Source organism: Bacteroidales bacterium (assembly GCA_018334875.1).
Classification (GTDB): Bacteria; Bacteroidota; Bacteroidia; order Bacteroidales; family UBA12077; genus JAGXLC01.
Genome location: JAGXLC010000007.1, coordinates 1 through 18,452, shown reverse-complemented (window position 1 = coordinate 18,452; position 18,452 = coordinate 1). Strand labels below are relative to the sequence as shown.

Annotated in this window: 17 protein-coding genes; 7 read left to right on the top strand and 10 right to left on the bottom strand. The window is 41.8% G+C overall.

The window, feature by feature from the left end; translation table 11 throughout:
* Nucleotides 1-268: 268 nt before the first annotated feature.
* Nucleotides 269-706: an Hsp20/alpha crystallin family protein gene (locus KGY70_01255; protein ID MBS3773791.1), complete on the bottom strand. Its 438-nt coding sequence runs from the start codon at nucleotides 704-706 to the stop codon at nucleotides 269-271.
* Nucleotides 707-1,013: 307 nt separating this feature from the next.
* Between KGY70_01255 and selD the strand changes: the two genes are divergently transcribed.
* A complete protein-coding gene (selD, locus tag KGY70_01250; protein ID MBS3773790.1) occupies nucleotides 1,014-3,221 on the top strand; it encodes a selenide, water dikinase SelD in 2,208 nt (735 codons plus the stop codon).
* Between the two features lie 132 nt (nucleotides 3,222-3,353).
* A complete protein-coding gene (locus tag KGY70_01245; GenBank protein ID MBS3773789.1) occupies nucleotides 3,354-4,112 on the top strand; it encodes an SDR family oxidoreductase in 759 nt (252 codons plus the stop codon).
* A 261-nt stretch (nucleotides 4,113-4,373) separates the two neighbouring features.
* Here KGY70_01245 and pyk read toward each other — a convergent pair whose 3' ends face one another.
* On the bottom strand, nucleotides 4,374-5,795 hold the full coding sequence (gene pyk / locus KGY70_01240; protein ID MBS3773788.1) for a pyruvate kinase: 1,422 nt from the start codon (nucleotides 5,793-5,795) through the stop codon (nucleotides 4,374-4,376).
* 36 nt (nucleotides 5,796-5,831) lie between these two features.
* On the bottom strand, nucleotides 5,832-6,266 hold the full coding sequence (gene aroQ / locus KGY70_01235; GenBank protein ID MBS3773787.1) for a type II 3-dehydroquinate dehydratase: 435 nt from the start codon (nucleotides 6,264-6,266) through the stop codon (nucleotides 5,832-5,834).
* Nucleotides 6,267-6,346: 80 nt separating this feature from the next.
* On the opposite strand from aroQ, the gene xerD reads away from it, so the two are divergent.
* On the top strand, nucleotides 6,347-7,246 hold the full coding sequence (gene xerD / locus KGY70_01230; GenBank protein MBS3773786.1) for a site-specific tyrosine recombinase XerD: 900 nt from the start codon (nucleotides 6,347-6,349) through the stop codon (nucleotides 7,244-7,246).
* A gap of 72 nt (nucleotides 7,247-7,318) precedes the next feature.
* On the opposite strand, the gene KGY70_01225 is transcribed toward xerD, so the two are convergent.
* Nucleotides 7,319-8,521 carry an aminopeptidase gene (locus KGY70_01225; GenBank protein ID MBS3773785.1) on the bottom strand — a complete coding sequence of 401 codons (1,203 nt, stop codon included), beginning with the start codon at nucleotides 8,519-8,521 and terminating at the stop codon, nucleotides 7,319-7,321.
* A 136-nt stretch (nucleotides 8,522-8,657) separates the two neighbouring features.
* Between KGY70_01225 and KGY70_01220 the strand changes: the two genes are divergently transcribed.
* Both KGY70_01220 and KGY70_01215 read left to right on the top strand, forming a co-directional pair.
* Nucleotides 8,658-9,518: a nucleoside phosphorylase gene (locus KGY70_01220; protein ID MBS3773784.1), complete on the top strand. Its 861-nt coding sequence runs from the start codon at nucleotides 8,658-8,660 to the stop codon at nucleotides 9,516-9,518.
* 12 nt (nucleotides 9,519-9,530) lie between these two features.
* Nucleotides 9,531-10,412, top strand: coding sequence for a transglutaminase family protein (locus KGY70_01215; GenBank protein ID MBS3773783.1), 882 nt, complete (start codon nucleotides 9,531-9,533; stop codon nucleotides 10,410-10,412).
* A 303-nt stretch (nucleotides 10,413-10,715) separates the two neighbouring features.
* Here KGY70_01215 and KGY70_01210 read toward each other — a convergent pair whose 3' ends face one another.
* From KGY70_01210 to KGY70_01190, 5 genes are all read right to left on the bottom strand, one after another.
* On the bottom strand, nucleotides 10,716-11,297 hold the full coding sequence (locus KGY70_01210; GenBank protein ID MBS3773782.1) for an N-acetyltransferase: 582 nt from the start codon (nucleotides 11,295-11,297) through the stop codon (nucleotides 10,716-10,718).
* Nucleotides 11,294-12,424, bottom strand: coding sequence for a DegT/DnrJ/EryC1/StrS family aminotransferase (locus tag KGY70_01205; GenBank protein ID MBS3773781.1), 1,131 nt, complete (start codon nucleotides 12,422-12,424; stop codon nucleotides 11,294-11,296). Before KGY70_01205 ends, KGY70_01210 begins: the two co-directional genes overlap by 4 nt.
* A gap of 306 nt (nucleotides 12,425-12,730) precedes the next feature.
* On the bottom strand, nucleotides 12,731-14,302 hold the full coding sequence (gene rny, locus KGY70_01200; protein ID MBS3773780.1) for a ribonuclease Y: 1,572 nt from the start codon (nucleotides 14,300-14,302) through the stop codon (nucleotides 12,731-12,733).
* Between the two features lie 268 nt (nucleotides 14,303-14,570).
* Nucleotides 14,571-14,867 (bottom strand): cell division protein ZapA, encoded by a 297-nt coding sequence (locus KGY70_01195; GenBank protein MBS3773779.1) that lies wholly within the window; start codon nucleotides 14,865-14,867, stop codon nucleotides 14,571-14,573.
* A 20-nt stretch (nucleotides 14,868-14,887) separates the two neighbouring features.
* Nucleotides 14,888-15,154, bottom strand: a complete 267-nt coding sequence (locus KGY70_01190) for a hypothetical protein (GenBank protein MBS3773778.1) — start codon at nucleotides 15,152-15,154, stop codon at nucleotides 14,888-14,890.
* 202 nt (nucleotides 15,155-15,356) lie between these two features.
* Here KGY70_01190 and KGY70_01185 point away from each other — a divergent pair, with 202 nt between their 5' ends.
* Both KGY70_01185 and KGY70_01180 read left to right on the top strand, forming a co-directional pair.
* On the top strand, nucleotides 15,357-17,120 hold the full coding sequence (locus KGY70_01185) for a M23 family metallopeptidase (protein ID MBS3773777.1): 1,764 nt from the start codon (nucleotides 15,357-15,359) through the stop codon (nucleotides 17,118-17,120).
* 60 nt (nucleotides 17,121-17,180) lie between these two features.
* Nucleotides 17,181-17,951, top strand: a complete 771-nt coding sequence (locus KGY70_01180) for a hypothetical protein (protein MBS3773776.1) — start codon at nucleotides 17,181-17,183, stop codon at nucleotides 17,949-17,951.
* A 136-nt stretch (nucleotides 17,952-18,087) separates the two neighbouring features.
* Here the strand turns inward: KGY70_01180 and KGY70_01175 are convergent.
* Nucleotides 18,088-18,452: TonB-dependent receptor (locus KGY70_01175; GenBank protein ID MBS3773775.1), on the bottom strand; the 365-nt coding region annotated here is incomplete at its 5' end.

The following is an 18,452-nucleotide window of genomic DNA, read 5'->3' as shown; positions in this document are numbered from 1 at the left end:
CATGGTTATTAGAAAAACAAAAACTAAAATTTCAGCATTGTATACTACCACTTCTAAAAATTTTGTTTTTTTAGCAAAATTAAATTGCTTAATTTTGAGAACGATACCTATCATCAGGTTATGAAAAATTTGTTTGCAGCTAAAGCTGCGGTAAGAATGATCCAGAATAGGTATCATTTTTTCCCGATAGCAAAAAAATAACCGCTTGAAATCAAGCGGTTATTTTTTGACTTACCCAAATGAATACCTTCAGATTTAATCCGGGTAACTATTCGATTTTGATTTGTTTGGATGCTTTTTCAACGGCTTCTTTCTTCTTGGGAAGCTCTACATAAAGCACCCCATTTTCATATTTGGCTTTGATGTTGTCTGCATCCACAGTTTCAGGAATACTGAAAGATCTCTGGAATGAACTATAGCTGAATTCTCTCCTTACATAATTCTCATCCTCACCGCCTTCCTGATCCTGTGCTTCTTTTTCAGAAGAAATAACCAGCATGTTGTTCTGAATGTTCACATTAAAATCATTCTTATCCATTCCTGGTGCAGCAACTTCAATGGTGAACTGATCTTTGCTTTCTTTTACGTTCACTTCCGGTACACTCGGATTGCTTTCAAAATCGAAAAAGTCCCTCAGAAAATCTTTGCCAAATACATCATCATCAAAGCTTGGCAGAAATCGTTTATTTCTTAACATGGGTATCATAATGCTATCCTCCTTTCTTTTTTAGTTCGACATAACTTTTTTCTCGTTTTCTCTGGCCGACCATCTTCATTTATGTTTTCACCCTTAAAGAATCAAATGATATGCCAAATATTAATTCATGTCATGTTGTCATGTAGGTAGGTTGATACAATGACAATGTCTCTGGTTCGAAAAAATTGAAACCAGAACCTACCGCTTCAAACGGAAGATTATGAAGAAATTTTACAACCCAGGTCTTCCGAACACACAGGGGGAATAAGTCTGATAGAATACAGGAAAGAATTGTTAGATTTGTAAAAAACTACTTATGGAAGTTTATCTGGATTACAATGCCACCACACCCATTGACAGGGAAGTTGCAGAAGCCATGAAGCCTTTTATCGACCATTATTTCGGCAATCCGTCAAGCATGCATCAGTTTGGCATTGAAGGGAAGAAGGCAGTGGAAAAGGCACGCAAACAAGTTGCTGATCTAATCGGCTGCCGGCCTCACGAAATTGTTTTTACCAGTGGCGGTACAGAATCCAACAACTATGCAATCAAAGGGGCTGCCTTTGCCTGCCGGGATAAAGGGAACCATCTTATCACTTCCGAAATAGAGCACCCTGCTGTAACAGAAGTATGTAAATACCTGGAAGAAAATGGTTTTTCCGTTACATATCTTCCCGTGGATGAGTATGGCCTTGTCCGTATGGATGAATTAAAAGATGCCATTAAAACAGATACCATTTTGATCACCATCATGCACGCCAATAACGAAATTGGCACCATCCAACCGATTGAAGAGATTGCTCAAACAGCAAAGGCCCGTCATATACTTTTTCATACAGATGCAGCGCAGTCAGCAGGAAAAATTACCCTTAATGCAAAAGAAACCGGGGTGGACCTGCTATCTATTGCCGGGCATAAACTCTACGGCCCCAAGGGTGTCGGTGCGCTATATATCAGGGAAGGCGTTCATCTGGAAAAGCTGATACACGGTGCGGATCATGAAAGAAATATGAGAGCCGGGACCGAAAACGTAATAGAAATTGCCGGCCTGGGGAAAGCCTGCGAGGCGGCCCGCAGGGATCTGAGTAAAAACGCGGAAATCATGAAGGAAACAAGGGATATGCTCCATCAGCAACTTGAAAAAAATTTTCCCGACATCAGGCTGAACGGACATCCGGAAAAGCGACTGCCCAACACCCTTTCGGTAAGCTTCCCCAACATAGAGGCCAATATTCTCTTAAACGAACTTTCTGACAGAGGTATAGCAGCCTCCGCCGGAGCTGCCTGCCATACCGATAACATAGATATTTCAGCGGTACTCCGGGCCATTGGAGTAGAAGAACAATTTGCTATGGGCACACTCAGATTCTCTACCGGAAAGTACACCACCAGGGAAGAGATCAGTGAATGTGCAAAGATCATCACGAAAACCCTATCACGTATGAATGCCGGAGGTGAATCGACTGAAGAAGAAACCGGCAAAATTAAGCTCACCCACTACACGCAAGGCATGGGTTGCGCTTGTAAACTGAGGCCCCAGGAACTGGAAAAGCTGCTCAGCAAAATTCCCGTGACGGATGATCCCAACATACTTGCCGATACACGAACTTCAGATGATGCCGCGGTTTATAAAATCACCGAGGAGGTAGCTATTGTCCAGACCCTGGACTTCTTTACTCCCATCGTAGACAACGGCTATGATTTTGGAGCCATTGCTGCTGCCAATGCACTGAGTGACCTGTACGCAATGGGGGCCATTCCGCTGTTTGGGTTGAACATAGTCGGATTCCCTTCAAAACGTCTACCCATTTCACTTTTGCAGGAAATCCTCGAGGGAGCGAGGGAAAAGGCTCGTGAAGCAGGCATCAATATCCTGGGAGGACACACCGTAGACGACCATGAACCCAAATATGGAATGGTGGTCACCGGACGGGTCCATCCCGAAAAGATATGGAGAAACTCAGGCTCCCGCGAAGGAGACTCCCTGATCCTTACCAAGCCCATAGGAACCGGAATACTAGCAACAGCCCTGAAGAAGGGATTGGCAAATGAGGAAGTGCAGAGGAAGCTTACCGGATACATGACAGCACTCAACAAAAAAACCGCCGAAATTATAAGAAATTATCCGGTGCATGCATGTACTGATGTGACAGGGTTTGGACTTTTGGGTCATTTGAGTGAGATGACCGCTCCTGAAAAGATTGATGCTGAGATATATGCCGATAAAATTCCTGTCATTGATGAAGTATGGGAATTTGCAGGTGGCGGCATCATTCCCGGAGGCACCCGGGATAATCTGAACTTCCTGGACAATAAAACAAGCTGGGATGATCGGATTTCCCAAACAGAGCAATACATTTTGTGTGATGCGCAAACCTCCGGTGGACTTCTGTTTGCTGTCCCGGAACAATATGAGGAACAGATCATCTCAGACCTGCATCAGGCAGGAATTAAATATGCCGCCAAAATAGGCCGTTTCACCAAATTTGACACAGGAATAATCACTATAAAAAAAGACCTATGAAACCCGCATGCAGAAACCTTCACACCAAGAACATGAGTTAACATGCGGGTTCTATGCTGATACAAGCAAAGTTTGTAAATTTGACATATCAATCAATTTGAAATTCAATTTTTTTAATAAACTGTTACAATAATGAATACAAGATGGACGCTTGAAAACAAAATTGCCATAGTAACCGGGGGCACAAGAGGGATTGGCGCAGCCATTGCAAAGGAGTTCCTCTCTTTTGGCGCATGGGTTTGCGTGATTGCCCGATCGCAGGAAGATCTCGAAAAGATGGAGGAAGTGGAAGGAGAAAAGCTGATAGGAATACGGGAGGATTTGAGTCAGAAGGAGGCTTACAGGAAGATAACCGGATATGTGGAAGAAAAATTCGGAAAACTGGATATTCTTGTTAATAATGTGGGAATAAACATTCGGAAAAAAACCGAAGAATATACCCGGGAAGAATATGAAAAGATTATCCAAACCAACCTTACCTCTGCATTTGAAATGAGCAGGAATGCACTACCCCTGCTCAGAAAATCGGGCGGGGCTTCCATAATTAACGTATCGTCGGTGGCCGGTCAAAAGCACCTTAAAACCGGATCCATATATGGGATGACCAAAGCTGCCATGATACAGCTCACCAAAAACCTTGCCTGTGAATGGGCCGGGGACAATATCCGGGTCAATGCCATTGCACCGTGGTATATCAAAACACCTCTGGCCAATGAAGTGCTGAAGGACAAATCATATTATGAAGAAGTGATCTCCAGAACACCACTGGGTAAAGTGGGCGATCCGGAGGATGTTGCTTCCCTGGCAGCCTATCTGTGTATGCCGGCTGCCAAATTCATTACCGGTCAATGCATCAGCGTGGACGGCGGGTTCACTGTGTACGGATTTTGACGGGTGAATGTACATCACCCCTATCATATGACGGATGGACTAAATTGTTTGAGGGGATTTTATCTAGAGTCTGTCTATAATATCCGCTGGCTGCGTTACGCTCGTTTTTCATGCCAGTCAATTATATTTGGTAGAGACGTACGGCCGTACGTCTCTACATTCGGCATTCAAAACTCGCAAGCCTTGCCAGCGAACATTCTAGACGAGACTCTTTCAAATCTCTTTGACTTTATGGACAAACACTATCTAACTGTACTATTTCTATATTACATCAGAGGCTCCCAGCAGATTTTCCAGGCTTCCTATCTCAATATAGGTGGCCCCGGCACTTCTCCCAAAATTACCGGCAATAACCACAACCAAATCCTCATCCTTGAAATGATGATATTGTTTCAGGTTAGAAATGGCAGACTTCAGAAAATCATGTGAAGTGCTGCGCGGTTTCATGAAGTCGGTAAAAACTCCATAGGACAATTGCAGTTTCCTCATTGTTTTCCGTGAATAACACTGAGCATATACCGGTTTATTGCCCCTGTAGGAAGAAATACTTCTTATGGTTTTCCCGGAAGTGGTATCGGCAATAACAGCTTTCGCATCAAGCCTGATAGAAGCTTTAACGGCTGATTTACACAAATAAGCCGTCACTTCATTGTTAAGAACAAATTCAGGTGCATCATAAAAAGGTTCTTTTGAATTCTCTACCTCTTGGGCTACACGGGCCATGGTACGTACAGATTCCACCGGATATTTTCCGGTTGCAGTTTCTCCGCTAAGCATAACAGCATCAGCCTGACCGTATATGGCGCTGGCAACATCGGTAACTTCAGCCCTGGTAGGTCGGGGATTTTCAATCATCGAATGCAACATTTGGGTAGCGATGATTACAGGTCGCCTCCGTTCGATACATTTGTTCACCAGGTACTTTTGAATGCCCGGGATTTTTTCGTAGGGTATCTCTATACCGAGGTCTCCCCTGGCCACCATAATTCCATAAGCATAATCCAGGATTTCATCAATGTTATCCACACCCTGCTGGTTTTCTATTTTGGCTACAATCTTAATATCACTTTCATGCTCATCCAGGATATGCTGAACCGCCAGTACATCTTCTTTACTCCTGACAAAGGAATGGGCTATAAAGTCAAGTTCCTGCTCTATGGCAAAATGGATGTACTGGTTGTCCTTTTCCGTAACGCATGGAAGGTTTATCTTAACCTTGGGTATGTTGATGCTTTTTCTGGGTTTGATCACCCCTGTATTGTTTACCCGGCATACCAGTGTAGTTTTATCCTTTTCCTGAACCGTCAGACTGATGTCCCCATCATCAATAAGAATTTCACTGCCTTCCGGAACATCCTTTGCAAGATCTTTGTAATTGACATAGAGCCGGTCTCCTTCAGACTCTCCTTCGGGATCTCCTTCCACATACAGTATATCGCCCTTACTTGCTGACAGTTCACTGGATGATGCTGTTGTTCGGAGCTCCGGTCCTTTTGTATCCAGTAACAAGGCAATTTTTTCGGAGACCTCACGGGCGTTGTCCACGATCATTTTCGTTTGATCGGGATTCTGATGAGCTGTATTCAAACGAATCACATTCATACCCTCATTGTAAAGGGAATGAATAAAATCTACATCAGCGTGCTGATCCGATATGGTGGCCACAATCTTTGTCTTCTGCATATTTTTAGGTTTCTTTTGTGCTAAACTATCAAAAAACTATGATTTGTTGGAATGAATAAATCTTAAGCTTTCAACAGCCAAACGATACCCGTCCAATCCAAAACCAATTATAGACCCTTTGCATTTCGGGGCAATCAGGGAGCTATGTCTGAAATTTTCCCTGTTGTAAATATTGGATATATGTACTTCCACTACCGGACAGGAAACTGAGGCTACGGCATCGCGAATGGCCACTGACGTGTGGGTATATCCCCCACTGTTCAATATGATTCCATCTGATATTTTCGCCGCTTCCTGAATCTTATCGATGAGTTCGCCCTCTATATTACTCTGATAATAATCAATTTGGAAATCCTTGAAATGTTCCCGTATAATCTTCAAGTATTCCGTCATCCCGATATCTCCGTATATTTCTTTTTCTCTCTCTCCCAATAAATTCAGGTTTGGCCCGTTAATAATTTGAATTTTCATAACCAATCACAAATTTTTTTTACTTTAGCAAAAATAATATATAGCATATTAATTTCCTGCCATTATTCGTTAAAATATTTATGATAAGCTGGGAAATTTCCATAAAAGGATTTGTTAATTTTTTGAGACTGGAAAGGTCACTTTCTTCCAACTCAATTCATGCTTATTTGAACGACATCAAAAAGCTCCGGGAGTATATTCAGGCCAGGAAGGAGCATTTGAGGCCCAATCAGATTGACCCGGAACATCTGAGAGAGTTTGTACACTGGGTCAATGAATTGGGTATGAGCCCCACAAGCCAGTCAAGGGTGATTTCCGGAATTAAAGCCTTTTTCAAGTACTTATTGATAGAGAACTATATTGAAAAAGATCCCACCGAATTGCTCGAATCTCCGAAAATCGGCAGGAAATTGCCTGAAATCCTTACGGTGGAAGAAATAGACAGGATAATACACGCCATTGACTTAAGCCAGCCGGAGGGCCAAAGGAACAAAGCCATCATCGAAACCTTGTATAGTTGCGGGCTTAGGGTATCCGAACTGATACATCTTCGGATATCCAACCTGTATTTTAATAAAAACTTTATCAGAATAATCGGGAAAGGCAACAAGGAAAGGCTCACACCGGTGAGCCAGAAGGCCATTAAGGAGATCAATCTGTATTTGGAAGACCGGAAACATCTCAACATCGATAAGCACTGTGAGGACATTCTGTTTTTGAACCGGAGAGGCAAACAACTGACCCGGGTAATGGTTTACCTGATAATCAAAAAGCTGGCTGAAAAGGCCAACATAACCAAAAACGTCAGCCCTCACACATTCAGGCATTCATTTGCCTCGCATCTCATTGAAGGAGGGGCTGACTTAAGGGCCATTCAGGAAATGCTGGGACATGAATCCATCACCACTACCGAAACCTATACACACATTGACCGTGAATACCTGAGAACTACGATCATTGAACATCATCCGCGTTCATAGAATTATCTTATTACGGAAACTTCTGCTGTTTAACGTAAAAAACGCCGTGAAAGGAATTTATTAAATTCCAGATTATAATCCCAATTTTTCAGCTATATCTCCGGGGATGGCATCTTTATGAACCATAATATCCATGGTCTTGTATCGCACATAAGCATCGGAGGCGTAAAGATATCCGTCGTATATATGGTTCTCAGCAGACCAGCTATTCTTCACATAAAAATACTTCGTTCCGTCCTGATCTTCAGCCAGCCCTGTTATATGCATTCCGTGATCATCGGTAGTATTATAATTATTGAACGCTTTCTGCCGCATTTTCTGGGTTATATCCTTTTCTTCCCCGGGTTCATTAAAATTATAAAGCCTTTGTTGTTTTTCTGCTTCAGTCAGCTCTTCCCACCTCGCTCTTTCTGTATCTGTCATATCTTCGAGGTCTTTGGCAGGAACAATAGCCAAACCATTATTCCAGGAAAAACCCTTATCGCTCACATCGGCGGCCCAAGCTATTGTATAACCCTCGTCAATGGCGTTATACATTACCTCCATCAGCTCATCCACAGGTAAATTGTATACCTGGCCATATGCCCAATTATCGGGTACTTCCAGTATGAACCGGGTATAAAACGGATGATGGGTATAAGAAGTCAATTCCACATAATTATTGGGATCAAGGCCTACGTAATCTTCTGCAAAAGACTGCGGGGTATATTTCTCTCCTTCGTAGGTAAAACTCCCGGGTTTTTCTCCCAGATAAGTCTCCAGTACTTCCACGAAGCCTTCGTGCCAAACCGGAGTCAATTCCCCGTTTTCATTTTCAATAACCTGATCCACATATCCCTTTAAGGCAGCATCCAGTTCTCCGTGATTGTGTTTTTCCGTGCCATACTCCAGCCCTGAATAGGCCGATTCGGGGACTATACCATATTGATCTATCATATTGGTCACATCGTGAAAAGCGCCTCCCGGGGAGAAATTCAAATGACCGTGAAAACGTACATATTTTTTAGCCTTTTCAGAATAAGTATGTCTTACAATATACATCTCCGAAAGGTCTGTTGAGTCCTTACCCTTCCTCATCATCTCCGATTCAAGCAGGGAAATTGCCGAGAAGCTCCAGCAGGTACCGGTACGGTACTGGTTTTTTACAGAAGTGGCATCAAGCTCCTTAATCATGGTGAATTCATAATCATTTGAATTCTGCGCAAATGCATTATGAAAATTGAACAATAAGGTGGTTGTGAAAAAAAGTGTAAAAAAAATCTTAAAAAGTCTCATAGTTAGTCATGTTTAAATTTACCAATTGCTCTACAAATATTAAAAAAAAATTGGTGTTTGCAGCCTGTCTGAAAAAATATTGTAGAATTCTGCAAAAATGAATAGCTTTGAACAACAAAATACGGGCTCAATAATGATGAAATCCTCGGAACTGATAACCAATAGCGACGGAAGCATCTTTCATCTCAGACTTCTCCCCAGTGAGATTGCCGATAATATTATTCTGGTGGGGGATCCCGGAAGAGTTGACCTCATAGGGGAATATTTCGATCGTATAGAAATCGAAAGACAGAACAGGGAATTTAGAACCATTACAGGCACCTACAAAAATAAAAGCATTTCGGTGATATCATCAGGCATTGGGCCGGACAACATTGATATTGTGATTAACGAGCTGGATGCGCTCAAAAATATAGACCTTACCAATAAGGTAACAAAAAGCACCGTTCAACCGCTCAATATAATCAGAATAGGCACCTCCGGTTCAATTCAGGAAAGCATCCCCAACGGCGCTTTCGTGGTCACCAAAAAATCCATTGGTTTTGATAATCTGGCCCATTTTTACCGGTTAAATCAGAACGAAGAAAACCGAAATATTGAAAAAAGCCTGAAAAATCATCTTAACTGGAGTCAGAATTTCACTTTTCCCTATGTTACAGATGCCTCTGAAAAACTTCTGGAAAAATTTCAAGATAAAACATTGATTCAGGGAATGACCATATCCGCCCCGGGATTTTATGGCCCGCAAGGCAGAAGGCTGAGACTGCCTCTTTCTGATGAAACAATGAACAATAAAATCAGCAATTTTCGGTTCAAAAATTTATCCATCACCAATTACGAAATGGAAAGTTCTGCCATTTATGCATTGTCACAAGCGCTGGGTCATCAGGCTGTAACGGTTTGCGCCATCATTGCCAACCGCGTCACCAACGAGTACATTGGGGATTATACCCCCAGAATGCAGGAATTAACAAAAAAAGTACTGGAAAACATTTAAAACCATACCCAATTGAACAAACTAACGGCAGATGAAATAAAAGCACTTGTAAAACTTCTGGACGACCCGAATGAAGAAATTTACAACCAGGTATCCGGGAGATTACTCGACCAGGGATACGATGTAATCCCTAAGCTGGAAGCGGCCTGGGAGCAATCATTTGATGAAAAAATCCAAAGCCGCCTGGAAAATCTGATACAGGAAATACAGTTCAATTCTGCAAAGAACAACTTCAGAGAATGGGCAATGACCGGAGGTGAGGACCTTTTTGAAGGCGCATTCCTGTTAGCCAAACACCAATACCCCGAGTTAAATTTTGAATATTATCACGACAAACTTGAAACCATAAAAAAAGATATCTGGCTGGAAATCAACGAAAATTTGACAGCTTTGGAAAAGGTGCGTATCATCAATCACATCCTTTTTAAAATCTATGGATTTTCAAACAATGCAGCCAATTTCTATGCTCCCCAGAACAACTATATCAACCATGTACTTGAAACCAAGAAAGGGAATCCCATCACGCTGTCCATTTTATATTCTTCTCTGGCAGAAAAACTGAATATACCCATATACGGGGTAAACCTTCCCAAAAATTTCATTGTGGGCTACAAAAATGAATATACCGAAAGCAACAATCCGAAAAATCAGATGCTGTTTTACATCAATCCCTATAATAAAGGGGCTATACTGGGGAAAAAAGAAATAGATTATTTCATCAAGCAACAGGACTTGAAACCGCAAAAGGAATATTACCTTCCCTGTTCCAACATAGAAACCATTCAGCGATTGATCAGCAATTTGATTTATTCATACGACAGGATGGGCTACCCGGATAAAATAGAGGAATTGAATCAATTATACAGCATATTAGAAGAAAACAGTCAGATTTAATATACTCAACTGCGTCGCGGGGAAAAACTGCATGAGGAACTGCTATACGAAACGGAGCAAAACATTCCCACCGCCCATTCCAAAATTCGGATAGGGGGGCAGTCCGAAAACCAGCATTCCAGAATTCTCCGGGGTATTGAAGCCATTGAAAAATTATACCGCTCATGGAACAACGAAATCATCATAAAGAAGATGGAAAAGCTCATTCCAGAATTCAAAAGCCGGAATATTCCTTCCGGGGAAACTGACCCTCCTCATTCATGAACCATGGTGCCATCATGTCTCACAATGACCTGTAAACATCTATTTAATTTTATAAACTTCCCCCTCCTCGAGCTTGTATTTTTCATTGCTTTCAGGACAAAAAGCTACTCCCGAATCATCAAAATGCAGCCGGTGACCGTATTCACTCATCCAACCAGCATGGCGGGCAGGATTACCCAGAACCAATGAATAGGGTTGCACATCTCTGGTCACCACAGCCCCGGCACCAACAAATGCATATTCGCCAATATCATGACCGCAGATGATGGTAGCATTGGCACCGATGCTGGCCCCTTTCTTTACCCGGGTAAATTCATACTGATCCCTTCTCACCACAGCACTTCTGGGATTGCTGATGTTGGTAAATACCATGGATGGCCCCAGAAACACATCATCTTCGCAGATGACTCCCGTATAAATCGATACATTGTTCTGAACCTTCACATTATTACCAAGCTCTACATGAGGAGCCACCACTACATTCTGACCCAGATTACATCCTTCCCCTATTTTGGAATCAGGCATAACATGGGAGAAATGCCAGATTTTTGTTCCTGCTCCTATTTCACAACCTTCATCAATGACTGCTGTTTCATGTGCAAAGTAGGATTGTTCGTTCATGATGCAAAATATTGTTTAATGGTTTCGGTAATATAGTTCAATTGTTCCTCACTCAATTCAGTATGCATGGGTATAGACAGCACCGACCGGCAAAGTTCTTCGGAAACAGGAAAATCCCCTTCGGAATACTTTCCTTCGTTGAATGCCTCCTGCAAATGCATGGGAACGGGATAATAAACCATAGATGGTATCCCTTTTGACTTTAAAAATTCTTTAAAATCATCCCGGTTTACACCTTCTTCAAGAATCAGCGTATACTGATGATAAATGTGTTTAGACTTACCGGTAACAGATGGAAGGGTTAGCTGTTCTATTGTCTGCAGTTCCCTGTTGTAAAATTCGGCTGCCTTCTGCCTGGCCTGGTTGTACTGATCCAAATACCGGAGCTTGACATCAAGAATGGCTGCCTGAAGGGTGTCCAATCTGGAATTGATACCCACCCTGGAATGGTAATACTTTTTATGTGAACCGTGGTTGGCAATGGTGCTTATTTTATCCGCATACTCAGGATCATTGGTAAAAACGGCACCTCCATCACCATAGCAACCCAGATTTTTCGAGGGGAAGAAGGAAGTACATCCTATATCACCTATCGTACCGGCTTTTTGGTAGCTGCCGTTAGTATAATATTCGGAACCCAGGGATTGCGCAGCATCCTCGATCACTACGATATCATTTTCCCGGGCCAGGCGGTTGATCTCATCCATATTGGCGCATTGCCCGAAAAGGTGAACCGGAATGACCGCTTTCGTTCTGTCGGTAATGGCTTCGCGTAGTTTGTCCACCGAAATATTGAAATTTTCCCGGTCAACATCCACCAGAACCGGTTCAAGGCCCAGCAATTTAATCACCTCAGCCGTGGAAATGAACGTAAAATCGGGAGTGATCACCTCATCTCCGGGTTTCAGGTCAAGAGCCATTAAAGCAAGCTGAAGTGCATCGGTGCCGTTGCCACAGGGAACAACATGCTGCACATTGAGATATTCTGCCAAATTTTTGGAAAATGCTTTTACCTGGGGGCCTTTAATAAAGGCAGTAGATTCCAGTACATCCTGGATGGCTCCGTCTATTTCATCTTTCATCCGATGATACTGAGTCTTCAGATCTACCATGTTGATTGGTCTCATAGAATAGAAATTTGCTTCATACAAATATAAATAAATTGTGTGATTTCTCTCTCCACCAACTAAAAAAGAACCTGCAGCTTATACAGGCTCTTTTCCATGTAATTCCAATGTTACATGATTTTTGGAATATTCTATGCTATCACTTCTAAAAATTTTGTTTTTTTAGCAAAATTTTGCTGCAATTTAAATTCTAAAGTTTGGTAGGCCTTTCTTTGGGCCGATCTTAAAGTTATTTGGTTAATTTTGAAAACGATACCTATCATCAGGTTATGAAAAATTTGTTTGCAGCTAAAGCTGCGGTAAGATTTACTTAGCATAATTAACAGCTCGTTTTTCCCGAATCAAGGTAACTTTTACCTGGCCAGGATAAGTAAGCTGATTTTCAATATGCTTAGAAATCTCATAGGACAATTTATCAGCCTGGCTGTCATTCACCTGATCACTGCCAACAATTACGCGCAGTTCACGGCCGGCCTGAATGGCATAGGTTTTTGTGACCCCATCGAATGACAATGCCAGTTCTTCCAGATCCCGAAGCCTTTGGATATAAGATTCTACAGCTTCACGTCGTGCACCTGGCCGGGCTCCGGAAATGGCATCACAAACCTGAACCACAGGGGCAATCAAACTGTTCATCTCGGTTTCCTCATGGTGAGAACCTATGGCGTTGGCTACCTCAGGCTTTTCCTTATATTTTTCAGCCAGTTTCATTCCCAGCAAGGCGTGTGGCAACTCCGGTTCATCATCCGGCACTTTCCCTATATCATGCAGTATTCCTGCTCTTTTAGCTGCTTTGGGATTCAGATTCAGCTCAGATGCCATGATAGAGCATAAATTGGCTACTTCCCGGGAATGCTGAAGCAAATTCTGGCCATACGACGACCGGTACTTCATTTTTCCGACAAGGCGGATCAATTCGGGATGTAAACCATGTATTCCAAGGTCAATGGCCGCTTTCTTGCCCACTTCATTAATTTCCTGCTCAATTTGCTTTTCAGTTTTCTTAACGATCTCTTCAATCCTTGCAGGATGTATTCTGCCATCCGTTACAAGTTGATGCAGAGAAAGGCGTGCTATTTCTCTCCTGATGGGGTCAAATGCACTAAGGGTTATGGCTTCAGGAGTATCGTCAACAATGATTTCTACACCTGTTGCGGCTTCAAGAGCCCGGATGTTTCTTCCTTCTCTTCCAATGATTCTTCCTTTAATCTCATCATTGTCAATATTAAATACCGTAATGGCATTTTCGATAGTGGTTTCAGCAGCTACCCTCTGAATGGTCTGAACAATGATGCGTTTGGCTTCTTTATTGGCATTCATCTTCGCTTCTTCCACAATTTCATTCATCGTGGACATCGCTTCTGTTTTTGCTTCTGCTCTAAGCGATTCCATAAGCTGATTTTTTGCTTCATCAGCGGATAAACCGGATATAGTCTCAAGCTGCTCAATATGCTGTTTACGAAGCTTGTCCAGCTCTTCATTTTTCTTTTCTACCACATCCATCTGATTCTGTAAATTATCACGGATGGCATCCAGCTCTTTACGCTTCCTTTCCGTTTCTTCCATCTTCCGTGATAAGCTGTTCTCTTTCTGCTTCACACGGTTTTCTGCGGCCTGTACCTTATTGTTTCGCTCATTAATCTCTTTCTCATGTTCCGATTTCAACTGCAGAAATTTTTCCTTAGCCTGGAGAATCTTATCTTTCTTTATAACTTCTGCCTCGCTTTTGGCATCGTCTATTATTTCGTCTCTCTTTTTCTTTAATGCCTTTTGCCACAGAAAGTAGGAAAGGAATCCTCCCGCAACAAAAGCAACAACTCCGATGATAATATACAGAGTCAGATGAGAGATGGTTCCGAATATTTGTGTTGTTATCATATGACTATATTTTTAATTAAGATTTAATAAATAAAAAAACCCGCATAAGTAACCTTAATGCTGGATAAAACCCCAGTATCGACATGGGTGGAGCTGCCATCCGAGGTCGAGTTTCCCCTGTCCTTCCGCTAGAAGCGGAAGAATCCCCGCCAATGGTGGGGCTGGGGCCTGCTCTTGCCCGTCTGAGCTTTGGCTCCAATTTGATAAGTGTTGAGTTTTTCAGCCATTAAGGAACTATGCGGGTATCTCTTAATATTTTAAAGAACGTTTATTTCCTATTCCTAAAGTATGCTTCCAATTCCTCGTTCAATTCCTTCAAATCTTCCATAATAGGTTGATTATCCGCCTTCTCTTCAATCTCCAGGTATTTAATAACAAACTGCAAAGCTGCCATTGCCAAAAAATCCTGGTTGTCTTTATCTACATAACGTTGTCTGTATTGCAATATTTTCTCATTAATCAATTTTGCAGCCCTTCGTATCCGCTCTTCATCCTTCGCTTCTATCTTCAGCGGATAATACCTATCTGCAAGATTTATTCTTATGGATAATTTATCCTCTGCCATCTCCGCTTACCTAATATTGCCTATTTGTTTAAAAGTGCTATACACTTATCAATTTCCCGCACAATCCTGTTAATTTTAATCTTGACCTCATGGGGAGACTCCGCTGATGCCAAGCTTTTTGCCAGTTTCAAATTGTTATATTTTTTTTCGAAACCGGCTATTTCAGATTTTTTTTGTTCCAATTCTTTTTTTAAAGATTCATTTTCTTTTTGAAGCTGAACATTATGTGATTTTGAACGCTCATAAAGCTCCATCAGTTTCCTGACCTTCACTTTAAGCTCATCCACGGTATTTTGATCCACATTGTCCATTCTTCTTATGGTTTCTATTTTACAAAAATAATACAGGAATCGGAAATAAAAAAATAAACCCGGGGCTTTTTTTATAATTCAAAATAATATTAGATTTGATGTTTTCAGTACCTTACCGGGCAAGTTTTGCCAAAAAAAGCAAGAATTTGACCGGTAAGGTATTAAAAGGTATCACTATATGAAAACCGCATGCTCCAAAATCATAACAAGGCAATGTAACAAATTTTTTCCATGGACTCTGTTTCTGTTTCAATTTGTGTTTATTGCCTCTGCCTTTACCCAGACAAGCGACATCACAAACCGGTTCCATCCCCCTCTTGAAATTCCTTTAAGGGTTTCGGGCAACTTTGGGGAGCTCAGATCCAATCATTTCCATGCCGGAATTGATATCAAGACCCAGGGGGTTTCAGGCCATAAAGTATTTTCCATTGATGACGGATATGTTTCCAGAATCCGGGTAGCAGCGAACGGATATGGAAAAGCCATTTATATTCATCATCCTGAAAAAGAGGTAACCTCTGTTTATGGACACCTTAAAGCTTTCAACGACCAGATAGCTTCTTACATAAAAGACCGTCAATATAAAAATCAATCTTTTGAGATACAACTCTTTCCCGAAAAAAATCAATTCCCGGTTAAACAGGGTGAATTGATTGGCTATTCAGGAAACAGTGGTAGCTCCGATGGACCTCACCTCCACTTCGAAATCAGAAAAATAACCAACCAACACCCAATTAACCCATTGCATTATAAATTTGATATTGCGGACAATATAGCCCCCGAGATATTCAATCTGGCTGTTTATCCACGTAACAAACACAGCATCATCAACGGAAAAAATGAAAAGCTGATACTGGATGCAGTATCTTCAGAGAACGATCAATACAAGGTGGCGGAAGAAAACAAACTCAAACTGCACGGGCCTGTTGGATTTGGCATAAGAACCTTCGATTTTTTAAACGGAACTCCTAACTGGTGCGGGATCCACTCACTCAAACTCTATATTGACAGTACGCTGATATATAAACACACGATGGATGAATTTTCATTCTCAGAGACCCGCTATATTAACAGCTTTATTGATTATGAATCAAAAATAAGGAACAACAGTACACTGCAGAAATCTTTTGTTCAACCCCACAACAACTTAAGCATTTATGAATTTCTCAGGAACGATGGATATTACAACTTCGATACCGATGCCACCCATCAGGTGCAATATGAAGTAACGGATGTATATGGCAACACCTCCACCTTAAGTTTTGATGTTCAAGGAACTGACGGATCAAATGCCAATCATCAGCCCCGGGATAAGGAACAGGCATATGAAAAGGTCATGCCTTATAACAAGGAAAATCAATTCAATCGGGAGGGAGTTAAGCTGCATTTTCCGAAAAATGCCTTTTATGATACCGTGTATTTTGAATACGATAAACAGAAGATGAAAGGGGAAAATTTCCATTCCGATCTCCACCAAATCCATAACAAATACACTGCTGTGCATAAAAATTACACCTTATCCATTAAAACCGGAAAATTACCTGCAGGTCTTGAAGATAAAGCCTTCATTGCCTATCTTGAAGAGGATGAATACGTTTATGCAGGCAGTGAAAAAGTCAATGGCTTCATTTCAGCCCAGGTAAGAAAACTCGGAGAGTACATTATAATGGTGGATAACGATAAGCCCACTATAACGCCTTTTCGGTCAAACAATAAAAAGATCAGTTATAAAATAAAAGATGAACTTTCGGGCATCAAACACTATAATGGATTTATTGACGGAGAATGGGCCTTGTTCGAATACGATCCCAAAAACGATCTGTTAACTTATAAAATTGACAAAAGCAGGCTTTCCAATGCAAAAACGCATAAGGTCGAGCTATATATAAGCGATGAAATGGACAACATAGCCACATTTCAAGATACTTTCACCGTCAAATAAGCCATCATAGGTATGATGCAAAACCTTAGGGAACTGCATCCATTATAAACCAAATACAAAATGAACAAACAGGTATGGCTCTGGATACTGGCTATAGTTATAACGGCTTCGGCAGCGATTTATCAAAGAACAAGTGATCCTGCCTATGAAAAAGAAGTGCGTTTTCAGATTGAGAACAAAGAATATACAACCGTCCTCCCCAAACGTCATAGCGGAACGGATAGCTGTGCCATAGAACTGCCGATACCGGCTTCGGTAGAGGGGGTGCTTTTCTATAAAAAGTATTCCACCGATGAAGACTGGAAGTCAACTGCTTTCAGAGAGAATGAGACCGGCCAGATTGCTTATCTGCCCGGTCAGCCTCCTGCCGCCAAGCTCCAATATTTTATAGGGATGAGGGCAAGCGAACGCATCATTTATATTGCCCGAAACGACCCTCTTGTTATTCATTTTAGAGGGGAGGCACCAACAGGTATACAGCTTCCTCATATGATAACAATGGTTCTGACCATGCTGTTTTCCACGATCGCCGGCTTATTTGCATTGGGAAAAATCGGAAATTACAGGATTTACGGTTATATTACACTCATATTGTTGATAATAGGAGGATTTATACTGGAAGCGGCCGTGCAATATTATACATCCGGCAATGCATGGACCGGCATTCCTTTTGGTTGGGATCTGACCGACAACAAAACACTGATCGCATTCATCGGATGGACCACAGCAGTGCTATCCAACAGAAAAAAATCCAGACCCAGGCATTATGTGATAGCGGCATTGCTCCTGCTCATTGTCTATTCCATTCCCAACAGCCTGCCCGGTTCGTAATACAATTACAAGAAAAAGTAATAATCAACAGGCAAGACCGTGGCAACGGTACACAAGACCATGGGAGCAGTGGACAAGACTTTGGCAAAGGTGTACAAGACTTTGGTAGTGCTGCACAATGCATAGATAAATATCTTTACAGGTCAAAATGTTTTCCCACATGAACCTTAATCCATCTTCCCGGGGTTCTTACATTTCCAATATCATAATGTTTGTTGTCAAAAATGTTGGTTACCTCAAGACCGAAAGTCCATTGATCCCAGGTATAGCTCATTTTTCCGTCAAAAACCCAGGCTGGCTGGTATTCTACTTCTCCTGTGTACGCTTGTTTTTCAAAATCGTATTTCAAATATTTACCGGCCCGGTGGGAATAGGATGAAGACAAGCGCACCGACCAGCTCTGCCAGCCACCGGAAAGATACATCCCCAGATCATGGTTGAGGTAATTGAGGGAGTATTTAGACTCAAAACCGTTGGTGCTCTTATCCTGATCCAGGTAGG

Bases quoted from the DNA above. Each gene is read 5' to 3' on its own strand.
- KGY70_01255 (MBS3773791.1), bottom strand. From the start codon at position 706: ATGATACCCATGTTAAGAAATAAACGATTTCTGCCAAGCTTTGATGAT.
- selD (MBS3773790.1), top strand. From the start codon at position 1,014: ATGGAAGTTTATCTGGATTACAATGCCACCACACCCATTGACAGGGAA.
- KGY70_01245 (MBS3773789.1), top strand. From the start codon at position 3,354: ATGAATACAAGATGGACGCTTGAAAACAAAATTGCCATAGTAACCGGG.
- pyk (MBS3773788.1), bottom strand. From the start codon at position 5,795: ATGCAGAAGACAAAGATTGTGGCCACCATATCGGATCAGCACGCTGAT.
- aroQ (MBS3773787.1), bottom strand. From the start codon at position 6,266: ATGAAAATTCAAATTATTAACGGGCCAAACCTGAATTTATTGGGAGAG.
- xerD (MBS3773786.1), top strand. From the start codon at position 6,347: ATGATAAGCTGGGAAATTTCCATAAAAGGATTTGTTAATTTTTTGAGA.
- KGY70_01225 (MBS3773785.1), bottom strand. From the start codon at position 8,521: ATGAGACTTTTTAAGATTTTTTTTACACTTTTTTTCACAACCACCTTA.
- KGY70_01220 (MBS3773784.1), top strand. From the start codon at position 8,658: ATGAAATCCTCGGAACTGATAACCAATAGCGACGGAAGCATCTTTCAT.
- KGY70_01210 (MBS3773782.1), bottom strand. From the start codon at position 11,297: ATGAACGAACAATCCTACTTTGCACATGAAACAGCAGTCATTGATGAA.
- KGY70_01205 (MBS3773781.1), bottom strand. From the start codon at position 12,424: ATGAGACCAATCAACATGGTAGATCTGAAGACTCAGTATCATCGGATG.
- rny (MBS3773780.1), bottom strand. From the start codon at position 14,302: ATGATAACAACACAAATATTCGGAACCATCTCTCATCTGACTCTGTAT.
- KGY70_01195 (MBS3773779.1), bottom strand. From the start codon at position 14,867: ATGGCAGAGGATAAATTATCCATAAGAATAAATCTTGCAGATAGGTAT.
- KGY70_01185 (MBS3773777.1), top strand. From the start codon at position 15,357: ATGAAAACCGCATGCTCCAAAATCATAACAAGGCAATGTAACAAATTT.
- KGY70_01180 (MBS3773776.1), top strand. From the start codon at position 17,181: ATGAACAAACAGGTATGGCTCTGGATACTGGCTATAGTTATAACGGCT.